Origin of the sequence: Streptomyces sp. R28 (assembly GCF_041052385.1) — a bacterium.
Taxonomy (GTDB): Bacteria; Actinomycetota; Actinomycetes; order Streptomycetales; family Streptomycetaceae; genus Streptomyces.
On record NZ_CP163439.1, the window covers coordinates 587,694 to 606,235 of the forward strand.

The window sequence follows — 18,542 nt, forward strand, 5'->3', positions numbered from 1 at the left end:
GGGAGGGCTGTGACGAAGCCGGGGGCCGGGTCGCCCTACGGGAGGTCTTCCGGCGTGAGGGTCATCAGATCCGACTCCGAGATGTCGGACAGCTCGGCGACGCGGTAGGCCTGACGCTCCGTCATGGCCTGGAACAGCTGGCGGGCCGCGCGGCCGTTGCCGAATCCGCGCTCCCTGGGCAGCGTGTCGAAGTGGGCGGTCAGGGCCTCGCGGGCGGGTGCCGTGAGCTCGTACTGGTGCTGCGCCGCCTGGTGGTCCACGATGCTGACCAGTTCGGCGGAGCCGTAGTCCTCGAACAGCAGCGTGCGGTTGAAGCGGGAGGCCAGACCGGGGTTGGAGCGCACGAAGACCTCCATCTCCCGTGGGTATCCGGCGACGATCACCACCACGTCGTCGCGGTAGTCCTCCATCAGCTTCAGCAGGGTGGCGATGGCCTCCTGCCCGAAGTCGTTGGTGCCGGCGTACTGGGTGAGGGTGTATGCCTCGTCGATGAAGAGGACGCCGCCCCTGGCCTGTTCGAAGACGCGCGTGGTCTTCGGGCCGGTGTGGCCGACGTACTCGCCGACCAGGGCGGAGCGGTCGGCCTCGACCAGATGGCCGCGGTCGAGGAGGCCGACGGCGGCGAGGATACGGCCGTAGAGGCGGGCGATGGTGGTCTTGCCGGTACCCGGGTTGCCGGTGAAGACCAGGTGGCGGCTGAGCGGGGGTGCGGCGAGGCCCATGTCCTCGCGGCGGCGCACGGTCTGCATCAGCTTCACCAGGGAGGAGACGTCGTTCTTGACCCTGTCCAGGCCTGCCAGTCCGTCGAGTTCGGCGAGCAGGTCCTCCAGGGTGTCCTCGGAGGGGGCTTCGGTCTCCCGCGCCCCGGTCGCCGCGGCCGTGCCGCCGCCCTCGGCGGACGCGAGCTCATCGGCGCGACCGGTGGGCAGGGCGGGGTGGGTCACGTTGCGTGAGACGCAGTCGTCGAACACCGGACGGGCTCCCTTCTCCGCGGCCACGTCCTCCTCGGCGTCCCGCACCACACAGCCCCGCAGCACCGGGGCGCTGCCGGCCGCCATGTGGACGGCCGGGAACGCCTCGCCGTCGTTTCCGGCGCCGGCGAAGACGCACTCCTCGAAGGTGCCGCGCGCCTTCTCGCCGACGAACATGCTGTTCTTGCCGGTGCGGGTCACGGTGAGGGCCTTGACGCGCGGTTCGGCGGAGGGGCCGAGAACCAGTCCGGAGCCGGTCGCGTCGCGCACCGTGCAGTCCTCGATGCTGGGGGTCGCGCGCTCCCCGATCACCAGGCCCGCGGTGCCGGTGCCGCTGATCCGGCAGTCCCGGAGTACGGCCGAGGTGCCGGTTCCGCAGGTGATGCCGGCGCGTTCGGCCTTGGTGACGTCGCACTCCTGAAGGACGACCGTGCCGGTGGACTCGGCGTTGATCCCGGTGCGGCCGCGCAGCACGGACAGTCCGCGCACCCGGGCGGCCCCCGCCGAGTCGATCTGCAGGCCCGACAGTCCGCAGTCGCTGATGCGGACGCCCTCGACGGTGAGCTCGGCCCGGTCGGTGGCCCGGACGCCGTGTTCGGGGGTGGAGCCGATACGGCACCCGGTGAGCGACAGCCGGGAGTCGTCGCAGGCGTGTACGGCGCTGAAGCCGCAGTCCGTCACCTCGCTGGACGCCAGGCTCACCTGCGAACGGCCGCCCGCCAGAAGGCCGTTGGCCCGGCTGCCGTGCATCGAGGTGCCCTCCGCGGACAGCCGTGCGTTGCCCCGGGCCACCAGGCAGGAGCCGTGCGGCCGGTCCACCTGGCAGTCGACCAGTGCGGCCCTGCTGTCGTCGTCGGCGCTCACCCCGGGGCCGGAGCCGTCCCGTAGGCGGCAGTTCAACAGGAGCACGTCCCCGGCGCCCGAGACGGCCACTGCGTCCGCGCCGGTGCCCAGTATCCGGCAGTCGGCGAGCACCACTCCGCCCTCTGCGCCCTCCGGTCGTTCCAGAGCCTCCCCGGAACGCGGGGAGCTCCCCAGGACCCGGACGCCTTCCCCGCCCGTCTCCTCCACATGGCAGTCCAGCGCGGTCACCGTCGCGTCGTCCTCCACCAGCAGTCCGCTGCGGCCCGCGGCGGTGATACGGCAGTCGCGGAGCACGGCCCCGGCCCGTCCCCGTACGCGGACTCCGGAGCCCGTGACCTGGTGGATCGTCAGCCCGGTGGCCTCCGCGGCCGTGGCGGAGCCGAGGACGACGCCCGTGCCGTCGATGTCCTCGACCACCGTGTCGATCAGCTCGGTCGGACCGGTGGTGTTCGCGTGCACCCCGGCCAGGGCGGCACCGGAGACCCGGCAGGCGCGCAGGGTCAGCGAGGCGTCGCCGCCCGCCTCGACCCTGCCGCCGGAGACCTCACAGCCGTCCAGTTCCAGGCCGCCGGCGGCCACCAGGACGGCGGGCAGCGCCGGGTCCTGGCCGGTCAGCGCGATGCCGTCGACGCGGACGTCGGGGGCGGTGATCTCCAGGACCGGTCGGCCGGGGTCCGCCGCCAGCAGGCGTACGGCGAGGTCCGGCCCTTCCTCCGGCAGCAGGCTGACCGCGCGGTCCACGACCAGCACCTCGACGTAGTCGCCGGGGGCGATGCGGATCTCGTCGCCGTCGGCCGCAGCGCGCAGGGCGGCGGTGATGCTGCGGTGGGTGCCGCGGCCCTTGGGGGCGACCCGGTGCACGGCAGGGATGGCGGTGGCGGTCACGGGAGCTCCAATCCCTCGAAGTGTGCGTCGGGTTGATCGGCCAGAGGCTGCGGGTCCCGCGGGGGCGGGGGCGGCGCGGGCGTGGCGGCCGGCTTCGGGAACGCCCGGCCGGGGGACGGCAGGTTGTTCCCGTTCAGGCTGTCTGCCAGGGCGATGTGGTACGCGATGTACTTGGACAGCACGGACTCGGCCCAGCTCATGCCCAGGTCGCCGAGGCCGCCCTTGTGGAAGACCCGGGCGCCGGTGGTCAGGTGCCAGGCGTTCCGCGCCAGACCGGTGCTCACCCCACCGAACACTGAACCCGCGGCACTCCACGCGCCGGCCCGCAGCGCGTCCAGGCCCTGGACCTGGTTGCCGTTGACCCCGAACACCGCCGCGCTGATGGCGCCGCTGACGAAGCCGCTGAGCGCGCCGGTCGCGAGGCCCGCGGTGTTGGCGTAGGTGGCGCTGCGCCAGCGGGTGGGCTTCTCGAAGGCGGCCCAGTCGGTGACCCAGTCGTCCGTGTTGCCGGTCATCGACTGCTTGGGGTGCGCGCCCCAGTCGCGCGCGCCCATGCTGGTCTTGAGGTACCCGAGCCGGGTGTGGTTGTAAGCCACGTTGAGCCCACCGCCGAAGGCACCGCCGACCGTTCCGGAGAGCAGCGCCTTGTAGACGTCCTCCACCTTGAGATTGCCGTTGTTGGTGAGCTCGGTGATCAGCAGGCTCGCGGTGAAGTCGGTGACGAAGCCGGTGCTGAACGAGGTCAGGAAGTTGCGGAGCTCGCGCTGCCACATGGGCATCTCGACGGACTCGCCGTTCCTGACCCCCTGGAACAGGCCGTGCCACGGGTCCTGGACCTCTCGCAGATAGCCCATGGCCTCGATGTCGGCGCCGCGATAGTCGAACTCCCGGCCGATGAGCTGCCAGGCGCGGTCGCCGGGCAGGCCGACGTCGCCGCCGACCCTGGGCAGGACCCCGGCGAGGTAGTGGGGGATCACGGCCGGGCCCGACATGCTCAGCCGGCCGAACGGGTCGGTCTTGTAGACCCGCCCGTCGAAGACGCGCTGCTCGACCAGATGGCCGTTCTGGTACTCCCGCCACTGGCCCCACTGCTTGTCGACCTCGCGGTAGCGGACGGGATCGCCGTCCACCTTGACGCGCTCGCGGAAGACCTTGCCGAGGTCGTACTCCTTCCAGGCCTCCCGGTCCACGCGGACCGTGCCGGGCACCTCGAAGTGGCGCGCGGACTGGTCGAGCAGATCGCGCAGCGTCGTCCCGCGGGTGAGTTCGGCCGCGGGTGCCGCGGGCGGCTGCGGGGTGACGATCTCGTACGCGTACTCGCGAACCCGGCCACCGTCCCTGCTCCGGACCACCTGGTCGTCGATGAGGTCCCGCCAGCGGCCCTTGGCGACATCGTCGTACACCCGGACGCCCTCGGAGTGGACCGTGCCGTCGGCGGCGGTCTTCGTCCACTGGTAGGTGCCGTCGGACTGCCTCACCGCGTCGACCCACGAGGCAGCGGTGTCGGTGGCGTTGCGCTCGCGCACCACGTTGCCGAGCCGGTCGAGGTCGACGAAGGAGTCGTCCCACGTCCGTGAGTACAGCGAGCCGCGGTTCTGCTTGCGGATGCCCTCGTCGAGCACGGTGGCCGGGTTGGCGGAGTCGTACGTCTTCCATGTCCAGCTGGTGCGGTAGGGACTGCCGGACGACTCGACGAACACGTCGCCCACCCGGTCGCGCCGGCCGGTGACGTGGTGCAGCGAGTTCTTCTCGACCCAGATGCCCGCGCGTTCGTTGTGGGCGAGGTCTTGCAGGGTCGGCGCGTCGAAGAGGTACTCGCGTGTTCCGGCGCCCTCGCTGCGCAGCCGGACGCGTTGGGCGCCCTCGCTGTCGGTGAAGACGTCCCGCCACTGTCCGAGGCCGTCGGCGTGCCGCGTGCCGGTCTCGCCGGTCGTGGTGTTCCGCCAGTGCAGCTCGTACGGGGCGCCCTTGCGGTACTCGGGAAGCTGCGCCCAGCGCGTGGCGTCGTCGGCGCTGCGCCCGATCTCGATGACGCTGCCGTCGTCGAGCTTGCGGCTCTCCCGGACGACGCGGCCGAACTGGTCGACGTCGACCCAGTTGGAGCCCGTCGGGTTGAGCCGGACACCGGTCACCGTGGTGCCGTCGGGGGCGGTCTGGGTCCAGTGGCTCACGCGGTTCAGGGAGTCGCCCGCGAACAGGTCGCGGAAGAAGCCGTCGAACGGGTTGCGGCCCGCCGCGCCCTTCCACATGAAGGCGGGCGGACGCTGGTCGGCGAACCGCTTGACGAGCAGGCTGCCGCCGTCCGCCAGCGTCTCCAGACTCTCGATCTGCGCGTTCGGCGCGCCCTGACCGACATACCTGGCGGGGTCGACCCGTGTTCCGGCCGGGGCGTGGCCGGGCAGCAGGGAGTGCTCCTGGTACATCCGGGAGCCATGCAGTCCGTCGAAGGGCCAGGTCTGGCCACGCCGTTGGGCCACCGTCTCCAGGCCCGTGGCGGGGTCGAGGAAGGTGTCCTTGAAGGCGACGTGGTTCGCGCTCCAGTGCCGGGTGCCGGACAGCGCCTCCACGCCTTCCTTGTCGAAGCGCTGCCAGGTCCAGTGGCCGTCGGCGCCCTTCTCGGCGCGCACGAGGCCGCCGTCGAGGGCCTTGTGGTACGTGCGCACGTCGGCGGTGTTGAGCAGGCGCCAGGAACCGTCCGGCACGTCGTGGTACGTCCGCTGGTCCGGGTCCCCGATGCGCTCTCCGGACCGGACCCGGGTGCCCGCGTCGTCGAACTCGGTCCAGCGGGCGTGGCCGAAGCGGTCCCGGGCGATGTGCAGGGTGTTGCCGTTCTTGAGGACCTCGCGCTCGAACAGGGTGATCTTGCCGGGCTCCTTGCCGGTCAGCTTGAACTGTCCGGTGGGGGACGTCTCCAGCGTGGCGGTGTCGAAGCGGCTGGTGAACGGGGTGTTGTCGCCGTTGACGCGGACGCCCTTGCCGGTCACGTGGTCGACGGTCCAGTACGAGCCGGTGGGCTTGCCGCCCTTGCCGCGGATGGCGAGGGTCTCCTCCAGGAGCTTGCCGCCGCTCGCGTCGAAGACGGTCCGCTCCAGGGGTTGGGTGCCCGGCCCGGTGTGGATCAGTGCGATCCGCCCGTCGTCGAGCCGCTCCGCGCGCAGGGCCATGGCGGGGTTGCCCGCCCTGTCGAGGACCTGGGGCACCCCGTCCGGAGCACCCGCCTCGAAGCGGAACACGCCCCGGTCGCCGACGAGTTGGACGTCCCTCAAGGCAAGCGTGCCCTCGGGGCCGTAGTGCCACTTCGTCGTGCCGGCGGCGTCGGTGAGGGTGAAGCCGCCGCGCACGTCGGTCGGGAGGCTCGGGTCGAGACGCGTGACGGTGAACGCGTCGTCGGCCACATGTGTGCCCACGAACTGGAAGGAGTCCGGGGACCAACCGCCCTGGGCCGTGCGGCCGGTGAGCCCGAGCTTGGTCCCGTCGAGCTCGGCGGGGCCGCCCCTGAGGAACACCTCCTGGTGGAGCAGCTCGCGATTCGGGCCGAAGCCCGTGGTCAGGTCCGTCGGTGTGTGCGTGACGGTGAAGCGGCTGCCGCCCGGGCCGCCGCGCGGGGTCGGCGTGACGGTGAAGTCGCCGAAGGCGCGGCTGCCGCCGCTCCGCAGGTCGTCCAGGCGCGTGGCCAGCGGCAGTCCCTGGTACTCCCGCATGACGGTGGCGGCGCCCTGCCGGATCCCCTCGTGGGCCTGCGCGGTCATGTGGCGGAGCTGGTCGTGGAGGAGTTCGGGCCTCAGCCCGGGGAACCTGTTCAGCGATTCGGTGGCGTCGCCCGCGAGCTGCCGCACCCGCAGCAGGTCCAGGTTCTGCAGGGCGTGGGAGTCGGGTGCGACACGCAGGAACTCCATGGCTCCGGAGATGGACGACATGTCCACCGCTGCCGCGTCCCCGGGCAGGACCCGGATGCCCGACGCCTCGTCGAGGGTGCGCGCGAAGAGTTCCGAGACGTCGGTGAGCCCCTCGTCCAGGAGGTCTTCCTCCGGGATGGAGCTGAGCGGGAAACGCTCGGCCAGCGGGTCGACCAGCCGGGTCGGCTGCGCGTTACGTGCGCCTTCCGTGAACCGCAGGAAGCCCGAGCCGTCACGGGCCGGCAGGTCGCGGAAGACGAGGGCCCCGCTCCGGTCGAAGTGGAAGCGGCTGCCGGTGATCGTGTCGGTGAGGGTGAAGCCACCGGGCAACCGCCCGGCGAGCGCGCCCTCCGTGGCGGTGACCCGCAGCGACCTGACGGAACTGTCAGGACCGAGCAGATCGACCAGCACGACCCGGTCCTCGTTGAGGGTCGCCGAGATTCGCAGGCCGGAGGGGAGTCCCTCCCCGGTGAGCAGGGTCTCGCGGCCCAGGAAGGAGCCGTCCTGGGCGAGGGTCCACGTCCTGTTCCCGGTCGGGTCGGTAAGGGCGAACCTGCCGCCCGGGAGCTGTTCGACCGTGAAGTCCGCGCCGCGGACCGTTCCGTCCGCCGCCGGGGCGCGGTCGAGGAGTTCGAGGCGGAACGAGCCCGGTTCTGTGTCGGTGGACGGTACGCGCAGCACCCGTATCTCGAGGTCCGCGAGGTCGTCCGCGCCGGACAGCCGGATCCCGGGCGTCCGTTCCAGGAGCCCCGTCCAGTGCTCGTCCAGGATGCGCCAGACCGCCCGGTGGTCGACGTCGGGCAGGTCGGCCGGGCCGATCCTGGCGAGCCACTGGTCTCCGTGCTGTTGCACGGCGTCGGACAGCCGCAGGGCGGTGGATTCTTCCAGGCCGGGCAGGCGCAGATCGGCGCCGAGGGGCGGATCGGACAGCGGGCGCATGCCGCCCCACGCCTCGTCCAGGGTGCGCTCGAAGATCTGGGCGACGTCGTCCAGGCCCGAGGAACCGCCCAGGTCGTCGAGGCGGACGGGCGGGACGTCGGGTGCGCCCTCGGTGAAACGCAGGAATCCGGAGCCGTCGCGGCCCGGGACGTCGCGGAAGGCCAGGTTGACGTCGGCGTCGTAGTGGAAACGGCTGCCCGTGACGCTGTCGGTCAGGGTGAGGCCGCCCGGCAGACTGTCCTGAAGCGATCGGTCGATCGCGGACAACGGGAACGAATCGGTGACGCCGCGCGGACCGACCAGCCCGACGATCCTGGAGGTCACGCCGTCCGTCGTGGTCGTGGCCGTGGTCCTGACCCACAGCCCGGACGGCAGCCCCAGACCGTTGTCGACGAGCGCCGTCTCACGGGCGAGGAACTCGCCCCCGGCGCTGAACTCCCAGCGAGTGGTGCCGGCCGGGTCGGTGACGCGGAACGCTCCGCTGTCCAGGCGCTCCACCGTGAACCGCGGCTGCGCTCCCGCCCCGTGAGCGGTCGGGGCGGCCTGCGTGACATCCAGCCGGAACGTACCGGGCACACCGTCGGCGGCGGTCCCGGCGCCGATCCGGAACTCCAGCCCGGCCAGGTCGCCCACGCCGGACAGCGGCACGTCCTGGAACTGGGTCAGGCGGGTGAGGGGCAGGTCCGTGGGCAGCGCGACGTCCGCCGCACGCGCGACGGTCAGCGCGTCGGCACCGGGCAGCTCGATCCGCGGCAAGTCGGTCGCGGCACCGTCCAGGATGTTGTGCTCGGGGATGGAGTTCAGCGGGAACCGCTCGGACAGCGGCCCGCCGAAGTCGTCGAGGGCCGTCAGCGGGCCGACGTTCGTGTCCGGCACGGTCGTCGCGGCCGTGTCCAGCCGTATCGGCGGGGCGTCCGCCGGGAGGTCCACGAACTGGCCGGCGCGGTCGAAGAAGAACCGGTCGCCGTTCGCCAGGTCGGTCACCTCGAAGCCCGCGCCCGGCAGCCGCCCGGCCGCGTCGCCACCCGGCAGCCGTACGACGGAGAAGGCGCCGTCGCCCAGCCCCGGCGCGGCCACCCGGAGGGTTGGCACCATGTCACCGCCCGGCCCTCGGGTGACCGTCGTGATCAGCCGTGCGTCGGTCAGCGCCCCGCCGGTGTGGCCGGCCAGCCGCACTTCCTCGGACAGCAGTGTGCCGTCGAGGTCGAACCGGGCGGTCCAGGCCCCGTCCGGCGTCCCCACCTTCACACCGGTGACCACGCCGAGCGCGCCTCTGACCGGGTCGACCACCACACCGGTACCGGCCGGCGGCAATCCGTCCGGGCCGACGACCCGGGGCAGCGAGCCCATCTCGGGGGCGGCGTCGAAGCGCAGGAACACGTCCCCGCCCGGGACCCGCATGTCGACGAACTCCAGGGCGCGGTCGGCGGTGTACTGCAGGCGTACGTCCCCCAGCGCGTCGGTGAGCGTGGCGCCGCCTCCGGGACGCGGTGCGCTCTGCCACTCCGCGCGGACGGCGGTCTGCCCCAGGTCCGTCAGGCGCAGCTCGCTCATGGGCTGCGGCGCGTCGAAGCGGTTCAGCCCCGGCAGAGTGTCGGCGGGCACGGGCTTGCCGTCCGGGCCGAACCTGGTGGTGATGCCGTCCGGGGTGGTGACTCGGTAGCCGCCGTCGACCATGTCCACCCTGGTACCGGGAACCACGGTCCCCGCGTCCGTCTTGACGACCCAGTTGAGCTTCTCCCCGGGCTCCAGCGTGATCCACTGACCGTTCGGTCGCCCCAGCTCGTCCGTCAGCCGCAGTTCACCGATGCGCAGTTCCAGGGGCCAGCTGCCGGAGTTCGCGCCCGCGGGGGTGCGCCACTCGACGAGGGCGGGTTTCACGTCGAAGTCCGCCTTGACCGTGTCCGCCAGACGGATGTTGCCGGCGGCCTCGTCGAGACCCCGGATGGTGCCGGCCGACAGCGCGTCACCGGTGCCGGAGGACGCTGCCGTCCTGGGGTACGGACCCTCCAGATAGCTCTTGGGAATGGTGCCCTTGATCAGCCATTCCTGATCACGGGTGGTGTTGAGCAGCACACGGACATCCGAGGCGAGCTTGCCGGTCATGTCCTTGCCGCCCTGGCCGACGATATTGACGTCGTTGGACCTGAGGAACTTCAGGACGTCCTTGCGGCTGCTGTCGGCGGTGAGCGCGGAGTGGAAGTCGAGATGCTTCCCCATCGTCCACTCGATCTGGTCGCCGACGATTTTCTGCAGGTCGCGGGCCGGCAGGATCCCCACGTTCGGCAGCGTCCCGGACTTGATGTCCGTCCCCAGCTTGTAGGCGTCGAGGCTGAACTCGATGTCGCCGTACGCCTTGTGACCGCCGGCGGCGGCGAAGGACGTGAACGGGCTGTTGCTCTTCCGGACCACGTTCTCGGAGCCCGCCACATGCTGGAAGGCCGTGGTCGTGCCCTCCGGATTGGCCGGGACCATGCCGAGGTCGGGGTCGAAGTGCGACTTGCGCAGGCCCTTGATGTCGGCGTCGAGGTGGTGGAAGTCGTCCTGCCGGACGAGCTTGACGCCCCGCAACTCCTCGATGTCGACCCGGGACATGTAGAAGTCGTCCGATATGAGCTCCGGTTTGAGGTTCCCGGCGGGCGGAAGTCCGGCCCCGGAACCCCGGCCCGCGTTCTCCAGCACACCCCCCGGCACCCCGAGCGGTGTGTCGGGCGCGGACGGTACGAACTTCAGGGAGTCGACGGTCGGGTAGGGGCCGGTCAGATACTGCTTCGGAATGGCCCCCTGCACCAGCCAGGTATTGTCACGCCGCACCTGCAGCAGCGCCTTGACGTCCGAGGTCAGCTTGGTGGCGATTCCCTTGGCGACGCCGTTCTGGATGAGGAAGCTCTGGATTTCCTTGTTGCTGGTCGTATGGCTGAACGCCGTCGGGACGCTCAGCCGCCCGTCTCCCACCTTGAACCGGATCTCGGTCAGAATTTCCTGCTGCAGCTGGGTGTTGGAAATGATCCGCAGGTCCTTGACGCCTTCGACGCCGTTGTTGATGTCTCTGCTCAGGGCGACCAGATCCAGCCCGATCTCCTCGCCCCCGTAACTCTTGGCGATGCTGCCCGGCGGGGAGAACGCGGTGAACGGACTGTTCCCCTTGAATGCCTTGGCATTGGTCGTGGACACGGCCTGCAGCGGTGTGATGGTGCCGTCGAGTCTGGCCGGGACGAGACCGTCCACGGTCAGCTGCGACTTCATGCCGGATTTGAGGTTCGACGCCGCGAAGTCCATGTCCTGCCGCACCAGCCAGTGGACCTGCGACACGGCCGGTACGTCCACCTGCACCGGATCGGCGCCATGGACCGTCGACGGGCCCGCCGGCGCCTCTGCGCGCACCGGGACGTCGACGCCTGCGGGCGCGCCGTCCGGGCCGAACCTGGTGACGATGCCGTCGGGGGTGGTGACGGTGAAGTGGCCGTCGACCATCTCCACCCTGACGTTCGGGACGATCCCGGCGTCCGTTCTGAGTACGTAGTTGATCTGTTCTCCGGGCTCCATGGTGATCCACCGCCCGGTGGGCTGCGCCAGGTCGTCCAGCAGCCGCAGTTCACCGACGGGCAGGTGCGCCGCCGGACCGTCCAGGCGGGCCATCATCACCGTGATGTCCTGGCGGACGGTGTTCAGGTTCGTGCCGAGCCGGTCGAACTCGAACCGGGCCTGGTTGAACTTCAACTCGGCCGCGCTCAGGTCGAGTTCGGCCTCGGCGCGGTGCAGCGGCGGCACCTCGGGCAGGTCGGCGACCTGGGAGAGCTTCTGGCCGGCCGTGTCGAGGTCGACGGCGGCGTTCTGCGCCCTGACCCAGGCCTGGAAACGGTCGGCGCCGGTCTTGCCGACGGCACCGCCGGTGATGATCTCGCGCAGGGTGAGCGGGGGGAACCCGGTCTGCGCGGTGACCGGCTTGGTGACGAGGTCGGTCTTCAGCGGCCCCATCCCCAGCAACTCCCGTGCGCGGCCCATGTCGCCGGGGCTTTCCGGGAGCAGCCGGGCCAGCTCGTCGAGCTTGAAGCCGAGGCGCGTCGGCGAGTCCGGTCCGGTGAACTTCCCCGCCAGCGGGCCGGTGCCCACCTCGTCGGGGTCCATGACCCGGATCGTCACCTCGTCCTTCAGTCCGACCTGGACGTTCACCGGGTCGGTCTTGCCGACCCGCAGGATCACCCCGTCCTTGGTGATGTCCACGAGGTCGATCTCACCGTCGAGGACCTTGCCGAGCTGGGTGGCGGTCAGGCCGCCGAACTTGCCGTCGATGCTGAAGGGCGCCAGCTCCGCCAGCTCGTCCATGGGCTTCAGCAGGCCGGCCCCGGTGCGGTCCAGGCCCACGAAGGCGTCCAGGTCCCGCAGCCGGCCGGCCGCGCTCTGCGGCTGCTCCAGCAGGAGGGACCGGGGGCAGGTGCTGGTCCCGGCCAACTCGTCGAGATCGTCCAGGGTGTTGAGGGCGTTGCGGAACTGCGGGGACAGCAGTCCACTGGCGTCCAGGTCCGCCACATCGATGCCGCCGTTGCGCAGCGGGGGGCCGAAGCGGGAGCCGAGAGCGTCCAGGTCGCTGACGGCGACCGGCTCCACGAGGTCGTCGAGGGTGCTGGAGAACCGGCCGGAGGGCATCCCGGGAACGCGGGACAGGGAACTGGCGCTCGTCGAGCGCGGCAACGCCGTCGGCGGGGGCATGAACTCGGTCAGTTCGCCGACCGCGTCGTCCCAGGCCGGGGTGCCGGGCACGACCAGCTTGCCGGATTCCCCGAACGGCCTCGTGGCGTCGGGGGTGAGCCCTCGGCCGGTCGTCGCGGCCAGGTCACCGGCGACGGAGCCCGCGCCCCTGCCGAGGGCGGCACCGACGGGGGGCTTCCTGAGCAGGCCGCGTTCGAGGATGCCGCTGCGGAAGGCACCCCGGAAGCCGAACCGGGCGAGCTCGGCGTAGCGCAGCGGCAGGAACGCCGCCAGCGCGAAGTCGAAGGCCCGGCCCACATTGGTGATCGCGTAGACGCCCAGCCGTCGGCCCATGCCGCCGCCGACGAACGCGGTGGCCATGAAGAAGTCGCGGCGCATCGCGAACCGGCCCCACCGCACCGCGCCCCTGGCCATGCCGCCGGCCGTCCGCATCGCACTCGCGAAGGTCCGGGGCGCGGCGGCGAGGAGGCCGGGCAGCCGGGACATGCCGGTGGCGAACATGCGGCCGCCGGCCTGGGACATCCTCAGCAGACTCTGGCCGGTCAGGGCGGCCAGCGTCCGGGGCGCCATCAGCAGCCTGCCGCCCCGCAGCATCATGCGGCCACCCGCGGAGAGGGCCCTGCCGGCGCCCCTCATGCCGACACTGGCGCCGGCCTTGAACATGCGCATCAGTCCGGCGACCGTGGTGAGGCCCTTGGTCGAAGGGAAGAGCATGCCGACGAAGGCGAGGGCGAGGGCGACGCCGCCGATCTTGCCCTGGCTGTAGTCCACCACCGCCTTGACGAAGAGGACCGCGCTCAGGCCGAACGCCAGCAGCCCCAGCGGGCCGCCGACGATGATCGCCGCGATCGCGACGATGATCGTGACGATCTCCAGCGCCTTCCAGAGCCCCTCGACGAACCTCTTCTTGAAGCTCTTCTTCGGCGGTGTGATGGGCGAGTACACCAGGTCGGACGCCGTCCGCAGGACGCCCTCCAAGATCTTGGCCTCGCCGTTGATGAAGTCGACCTCGGCCCGGACGTCGTTCTTCGCGTCGATGAGTTCCCGGGGCAGCACGGGGGTCCTGTCCAGGATGCCCAACTCGATGCCCAACTTCTCCGCCCAGGACTGCGGGGCGTCTCCCGCTATGACACCCGCCGGGGGGATCACCACCGCGCCGCCTCGTTCCGCGGCGCTCTCGGCCCGGCCCTGGGCCTCCCGCAGGGCGTTCGCGTACCTGGCCGTGGCCGAGGCCGCCATGTCGAAGGAGCGGTGGACGTTCGCCGTGAACTTCTTGAGCGCCTGCTTCACGTACTTCTGCAGGGCGTCCGCCGTCTGCCCCTCGAAGCCGCCGTCCGACGCGGTGCGCAGCATGTCGTCGAGCCCGGCGTCGACATCGCCGGCCAGGTCCCGAAGCTGGCGGAACTCCCGGGTGATGTCGTCGATGACATCAGGATTCCCGGCGACAGGGTTTCCGTCGTATCCCACTTGATTCCAGTCGCCAGGGCTGGCCACGGGCTCCTCCAAGGTGTCCAGGACGAAAGGGGCGGCCGCTTTGCACACGGATGACTCCCTGGTGACGTGTTCAAAGGGATCAGCAGTTCAATGAAGTGACGGAAACCACATACCTGCTGGTCAGTAAGGTTCCGGGCGAAATTCGTTTGAACCTTTCGGGTCCGTCTCTGCGTCTACAGGGCGGATACGACGACGCCGCTCGTTCGGCATCGCGAACGCCTGTGTCTCCTCGACCCGAACACCGGAAGAAAGGGCGGAAAGACGTGGCCCGCATTTCGATCGACTACGATTTGATGTACGTCCTCGCCCGCCAGGTCTGGCATCTCCGCGATGAATTGGATGTCTCCTCGCAGACAGACGGCACTTTCGCCGCCGGTGACATCGGGCCCCGCCGGGACACGGCCGAGGAACTGACGAACTTCCACCACGCCTGGAAGAAGTCTTTCCGCGAGGCCTGGCAGGTCATGACCGACCTCGGCAACCTCCTTGACGAGATCGGCAAGGCGTTCTACGACTCGGACGCGGCAACCGCGGCCAACGCCGCGTCGATGGCGGCGAGCTACCAGCAGGCGAACATCAAGGCGGAGAACGCCGCCTACAAGCAGCGGCAGGACGCCCTGTACAAACAGGCCGAGGCCGCGAACCTGGAGCGGGGGAACCATCCCGGGCGGCTCGCCCTGGCGCGGCAGAAGCAGGAGTTGGAGCAGAAGCGGGCGGCTCTGCAGAAGGAGCAGGACGCCCAGACGAAGCGCCAGGAGGGCCTCAACAAGCGGCAGGAGGAGCTCCAGAAGCGGCAGGAGCCCTTGCGGCAGCGCCAGGACGAACTCACCCAGCGGCAACAGGACCTGTGGCGGCGGCAGAAGGCCGAGCGTGAGGAACTGGAGGCGGGCTTCACGGCGAAGCAGGACGCCCTGGACAAGGAGCAGGCGGCGCTCGCCAAGGAGCAGAATCCTTCCCTCAAGCAGGTGGAGGAGTTGCTGCGCAAGCAGCAGGACCTCTGGCAGGAACAGGACGCCGCGCGCAAGACCCTGGAAGGCGAGCAGGCGAAGGACCAGAGCGACCTGGACCGGGAGCGGGACGCCCTGCAGAAGGAACAGGACGCCTTGGCTCCCGAATGGGACGAGCTGGACAAAGAGCAGCACGACCTGTGGAAGGACCAGGCCGCTTCCGAAGAGGCGCAGAAGCAGCTCGACAAGGACGAGGAACCGCTGCGGCAGCGGGCCGAGGACATGCAGAAGAGCTACGCCGCGCAGCAGGAGGAGCTGGCGAAGAAGCCCGCCTGGACCCCGGAGAGCGGCGAACCCAACCCGCTGCACATGAACCGCGAACTCGGCCCCGACGGCCCGGCGGAGACCCCGCCGCCCGCCGAACCCACCACCTACGAGCGGGACGACGAGAACGGCCACACGAAGATCGAGTACAAGCTGGACGCCGACGGTCGGATCGAGGTCGACAAGAACGGCAACCCGGTCGAGACGAAGACCACGATCACCAACAAGAACGGCCTCCGGTACGAGGAGACCACGACCCAGATGGATGACGGCGACTACCGGACGGTGGCCCACCATGCCGACGGATCCGTCACCAAGGTGGTCGTGGACAACGAGTCCTTCACCCTGGTGGACACCGAGCCCACCACGCGCCGCTACGTCGTGAACGAGGACGACGAGATCCTTGCGGTCTGGCAGAAGAAGCCGGGCAGCGACGACTGGGAACTCACGAATTCGATCGACGAGGAGAACGCCACGCTGGGCCACCTCCCCGACCACCTGAGGGTGGACCACTCGATCATCGACAAGACCGGGCAGCTGAGGGACGGCACGCCCGCCACCGAGACCACGAAGACCTTCCCGCCGGACGACACCGGGAAACACACCACTGTGACGGCCTACAAGACCTCCGACGGCTCGGTGACCAAGGTCCTCACGACCACCGACGGACCCAACGAAATGCGGTACGTCACCGACGCCGACGGCAAGGTCCTCGAGTTCTGGCGCAACACCGTCTGGTACCAGGAGGGCGGCCCGGTCAGCGCCGGGCCCATGCAGCTGCAGAACTCCAGGCGGATCCCCGAGTACACGGAGAACGGCTGGGCCTTCCCCGAGCTCGATGCCGAACAGAAGCGGAAGGCCGACGAGGTCACCCCCTGAGCTCCCTGCGGGCGCCCACCCCCCCCCTGGCGCCCGCAGGGTCCCAAGGGCCCGCATCCGCGGGCCCGGCAGTTCCATCACCCAGGTGCACGGCCGGTCGCGACCGGAGGCGCCACAGCAGAAAGAGGCCACGATGCCCCGTAACACGGTCGACACTGATCGGATCGACGCCACAGCCGCCAAGCTCAACAACGCCGTGAGCAGCACGCTGGTCCCCCAGCTGCAGCACGTCCAGCACGAGGTCGAGGCGCTGCTCGGCGACGGTCTGGTGCTGGCGCAGACCAGCCCCAAGCTGCGCGAGTCCTACGCCAACTTCAACACGTCGGTGACCCAGGCGGTGAACAACATCACCGAGTTCGCCAAGCAGTTCCAGCAGATCGGTCACGCAAGCGAGGACTTCGACGGGTCGATCGCCGGCGGTATCCCCTCCTGACACCCGACAAGTGAGACGAACCAGGGCGAACAGGACACAGTCCCTGTTCGCCCTGGTCGGGCTCTGGTCGGGCTCCCGCGCAGAACCTCACCTTCACCAAAAAGACGCTTGCAAGTCGCGCCAACCCTCATAGACTCACCGCCAAACAGGAACCAATCGTTCCGCTCGTGGATGCGGTGGCCACCTGGGCACCCGCGTGCACACTCCTCAGCTACTCGCCGCGTCCACGCGGCGTCCCGACCAGCCTGGCTTACGACACACGTGCCGGCTCCGGGGGAGGCAACCCATGAGAACGTCCACGACCTGCAACCCTGCCGAGAGCTCCCACAAACGCGGTGGGAGCGCTCCCGCGAGCGATGGCTCCTTCCGCGAGCTCTACGAACGGCACCACGGGCCGCTGCTGCGCTACGTCTCCCGCCTGCTGCGCGGCGACCGGCAGCGTGCCGAGGACTTCGTCCAGGAAACCCTGCTGCGCGCCTGGCTGAGCAGCACGGACGAGCCGCCGGACTGGTCGCCCTCGCGGGCCTGGTTGTTCCGGGTGGCACACAACCTGGTGGTGGACTGGACGCGACGCGAGCAGGCCCGCCCCGAGTGCCACCAGGAGCTGCTGGAGTCGCACGCCGAGCCCGTCGACCCGATCGGCCAGGCGGTGCACCGCCGCTTCCTCGTGCACGCCCTCTCCCGCCTGTCCCTGCCGCACCGCGAGGTGCTCTTCTACGTCTACGTGCTGGGCTGGACCGGCCCGGACGCCGCGGACGCCCTGTCCATACCGCCGGGCACGGTCAAGTCGCGCACTCATCACGCGATACGGGAGCTGCGCCGACGCCACCCCGAGGACGCAGTGGTGGCCGCATGACGCCCATGGCGCCCCAGGGCCATTCGATCTCGCTGGCCAAGCCCGAATCGTCACTGGTGACGGTACTGCTCGTCACCGTCGCCGTACTCCTGCTGCTGTTCCTGCTGCTGCGGCACGTCGTGCGCAAGCGCGGCGGCTGGCGGCGGTTCCGGCGGGGTGTGGCCCGCGAACTCGCCCTGACCAGGCGGGCGTTCGGCGAGCCGCTGCGTGCCTTCCGGCGCCACCGCCGAGGCGTGCGGGCGCTGTCCCGCCACTTGTGCGACCCCCGGTCCGGCCTGCTGGTACGCCGGCTGCTGGACGCGGCCGGAGCGGCGCTCGGCGACGTGCCCGGAGCTTTCGCGTACGGTCTGCGGACGGAGCCCGGCTGGGCCGCCGTCCAGATCGCGGCCCGTCGGCTGCCCGACCCGCCCGCCCCGTGGGAGGTCGCAGACGGCCTCGGCGCGCAGTCCTGGTGTCTGAGCCTGGACGACGCGGAGTCGTTGCCGGACGCCGCGCCCCGCGCGGGCGCCCGGGTACGGCCACTGCCCGTCGCCGTCGGGATGGCGGACGACCTGTGCGTCCACCTCGACCTGGCCGCCGGACCCCGGATGATCACCGTTGAGGGCGATGCCGCCACTCGGTTCCGGCTGCTCCAGGCACTGGCCGCGCAGCTGGACCGTCCGGGCAGCGGAGCCTCCGTCACCGTGGCGGACGGCGTCCACCCGCACTACCTCGGGGAGCCGCTCGACACCCTGCTGCGGCGGCTGGAGGGCACGCACGCCGCGACGACGGAGGAGGAAGCCGTCGCCGCCACGATCACGGTCGTGTTCTGCGCCTCCCCCACCCGGGAACAGACCCGGCGGCTGAGCGCGCTCGCCGCCACCGGCACCCTCGTCTGTCTCGCCGACGGCCCGGCGGCCGGCCACAGCTGGGCGCTGCGCGTCAACGGCCGCGGCCGGGTCACCGCCCCGGAACTCGACCTGTACGCGGACTCGGCCCCGCTGGGCAGGGCCGTCGCCGCAGCCGTCCGGGCGGACCGGCGCCGCGCGCGCCGAGCGCCGGCGCGGCAGTGGCCCGTCGAGTCGGCCGTCGAACCACGTACGGAACCGGAGCAGCAGGCGCCCGCGACGGCCGCGCTGCCGGATGGGCCTGAACTGTCCGAGCTCGTCAAGGAATCCAGGCACCCGGCACCCACCCCGGCCCGGACCCTCGCCGGTTCCGACCTCCTGTCCGAACCGGCCACCGCCCGGTCCCGTTCCGCCGAGGCGTCGTCCACCGGCGGGGAGTGACCCGCCCGCGAGGCTCCGCCGTAGTCCTCCGTCCTCGGTCCGCAGTCCGCCGTCCGCCGTCCGGTACCGCAGCCCC

Annotated in this window: 6 protein-coding genes; 4 read left to right on the top strand and 2 right to left on the bottom strand. The window is 70.9% G+C overall.

Annotation, left to right across the window (positions count from 1 at the left end):
- Positions 1-35: 35 nt before the first annotated feature.
- Together AB5J49_RS02605 and AB5J49_RS02610 are read right to left on the bottom strand one after the other, a co-directional pair.
- Positions 36-2,720 (bottom strand): right-handed parallel beta-helix repeat-containing protein, encoded by a 2,685-nt coding sequence (locus tag AB5J49_RS02605; RefSeq protein WP_369166836.1) that lies wholly within the window; start codon positions 2,718-2,720, stop codon positions 36-38.
- Positions 2,717-13,807 (bottom strand): hypothetical protein, encoded by an 11,091-nt coding sequence (locus AB5J49_RS02610; protein WP_369166837.1) that lies wholly within the window; start codon positions 13,805-13,807, stop codon positions 2,717-2,719. Before AB5J49_RS02610 ends, AB5J49_RS02605 begins: the two co-directional genes overlap by 4 nt.
- 215 nt (positions 13,808-14,022) lie before the next feature.
- Between AB5J49_RS02610 and AB5J49_RS02615 the strand changes: the two genes are divergently transcribed.
- The 4 genes from AB5J49_RS02615 to AB5J49_RS02630 all read left to right on the top strand — a co-directional run bounded on the left by AB5J49_RS02615 (position 14,023) and on the right by AB5J49_RS02630 (position 18,466).
- Positions 14,023-15,909, top strand: a complete 1,887-nt coding sequence (locus tag AB5J49_RS02615) for a hypothetical protein (protein ID WP_369166838.1) — start codon at positions 14,023-14,025, stop codon at positions 15,907-15,909.
- Positions 15,910-16,042: 133 nt separating this feature from the next.
- Complete coding sequence (locus AB5J49_RS02620) at positions 16,043-16,342, top strand: hypothetical protein (RefSeq protein WP_369166839.1); 300 nt, start codon at positions 16,043-16,045, stop codon at positions 16,340-16,342.
- Positions 16,343-16,628: 286 nt separating this feature from the next.
- The gene (locus AB5J49_RS02625; RefSeq protein WP_369166840.1) at positions 16,629-17,198 is read left to right on the top strand and encodes a sigma-70 family RNA polymerase sigma factor; all 570 of its coding nucleotides are present in this window, start codon (positions 16,629-16,631) and stop codon (positions 17,196-17,198) included.
- Positions 17,195-18,466, top strand: a complete 1,272-nt coding sequence (locus tag AB5J49_RS02630; RefSeq protein WP_369166841.1) for a hypothetical protein — start codon at positions 17,195-17,197, stop codon at positions 18,464-18,466. Before AB5J49_RS02625 ends, AB5J49_RS02630 begins: the two co-directional genes overlap by 4 nt.
- Positions 18,467-18,542: the final 76 nt, after the last annotated feature.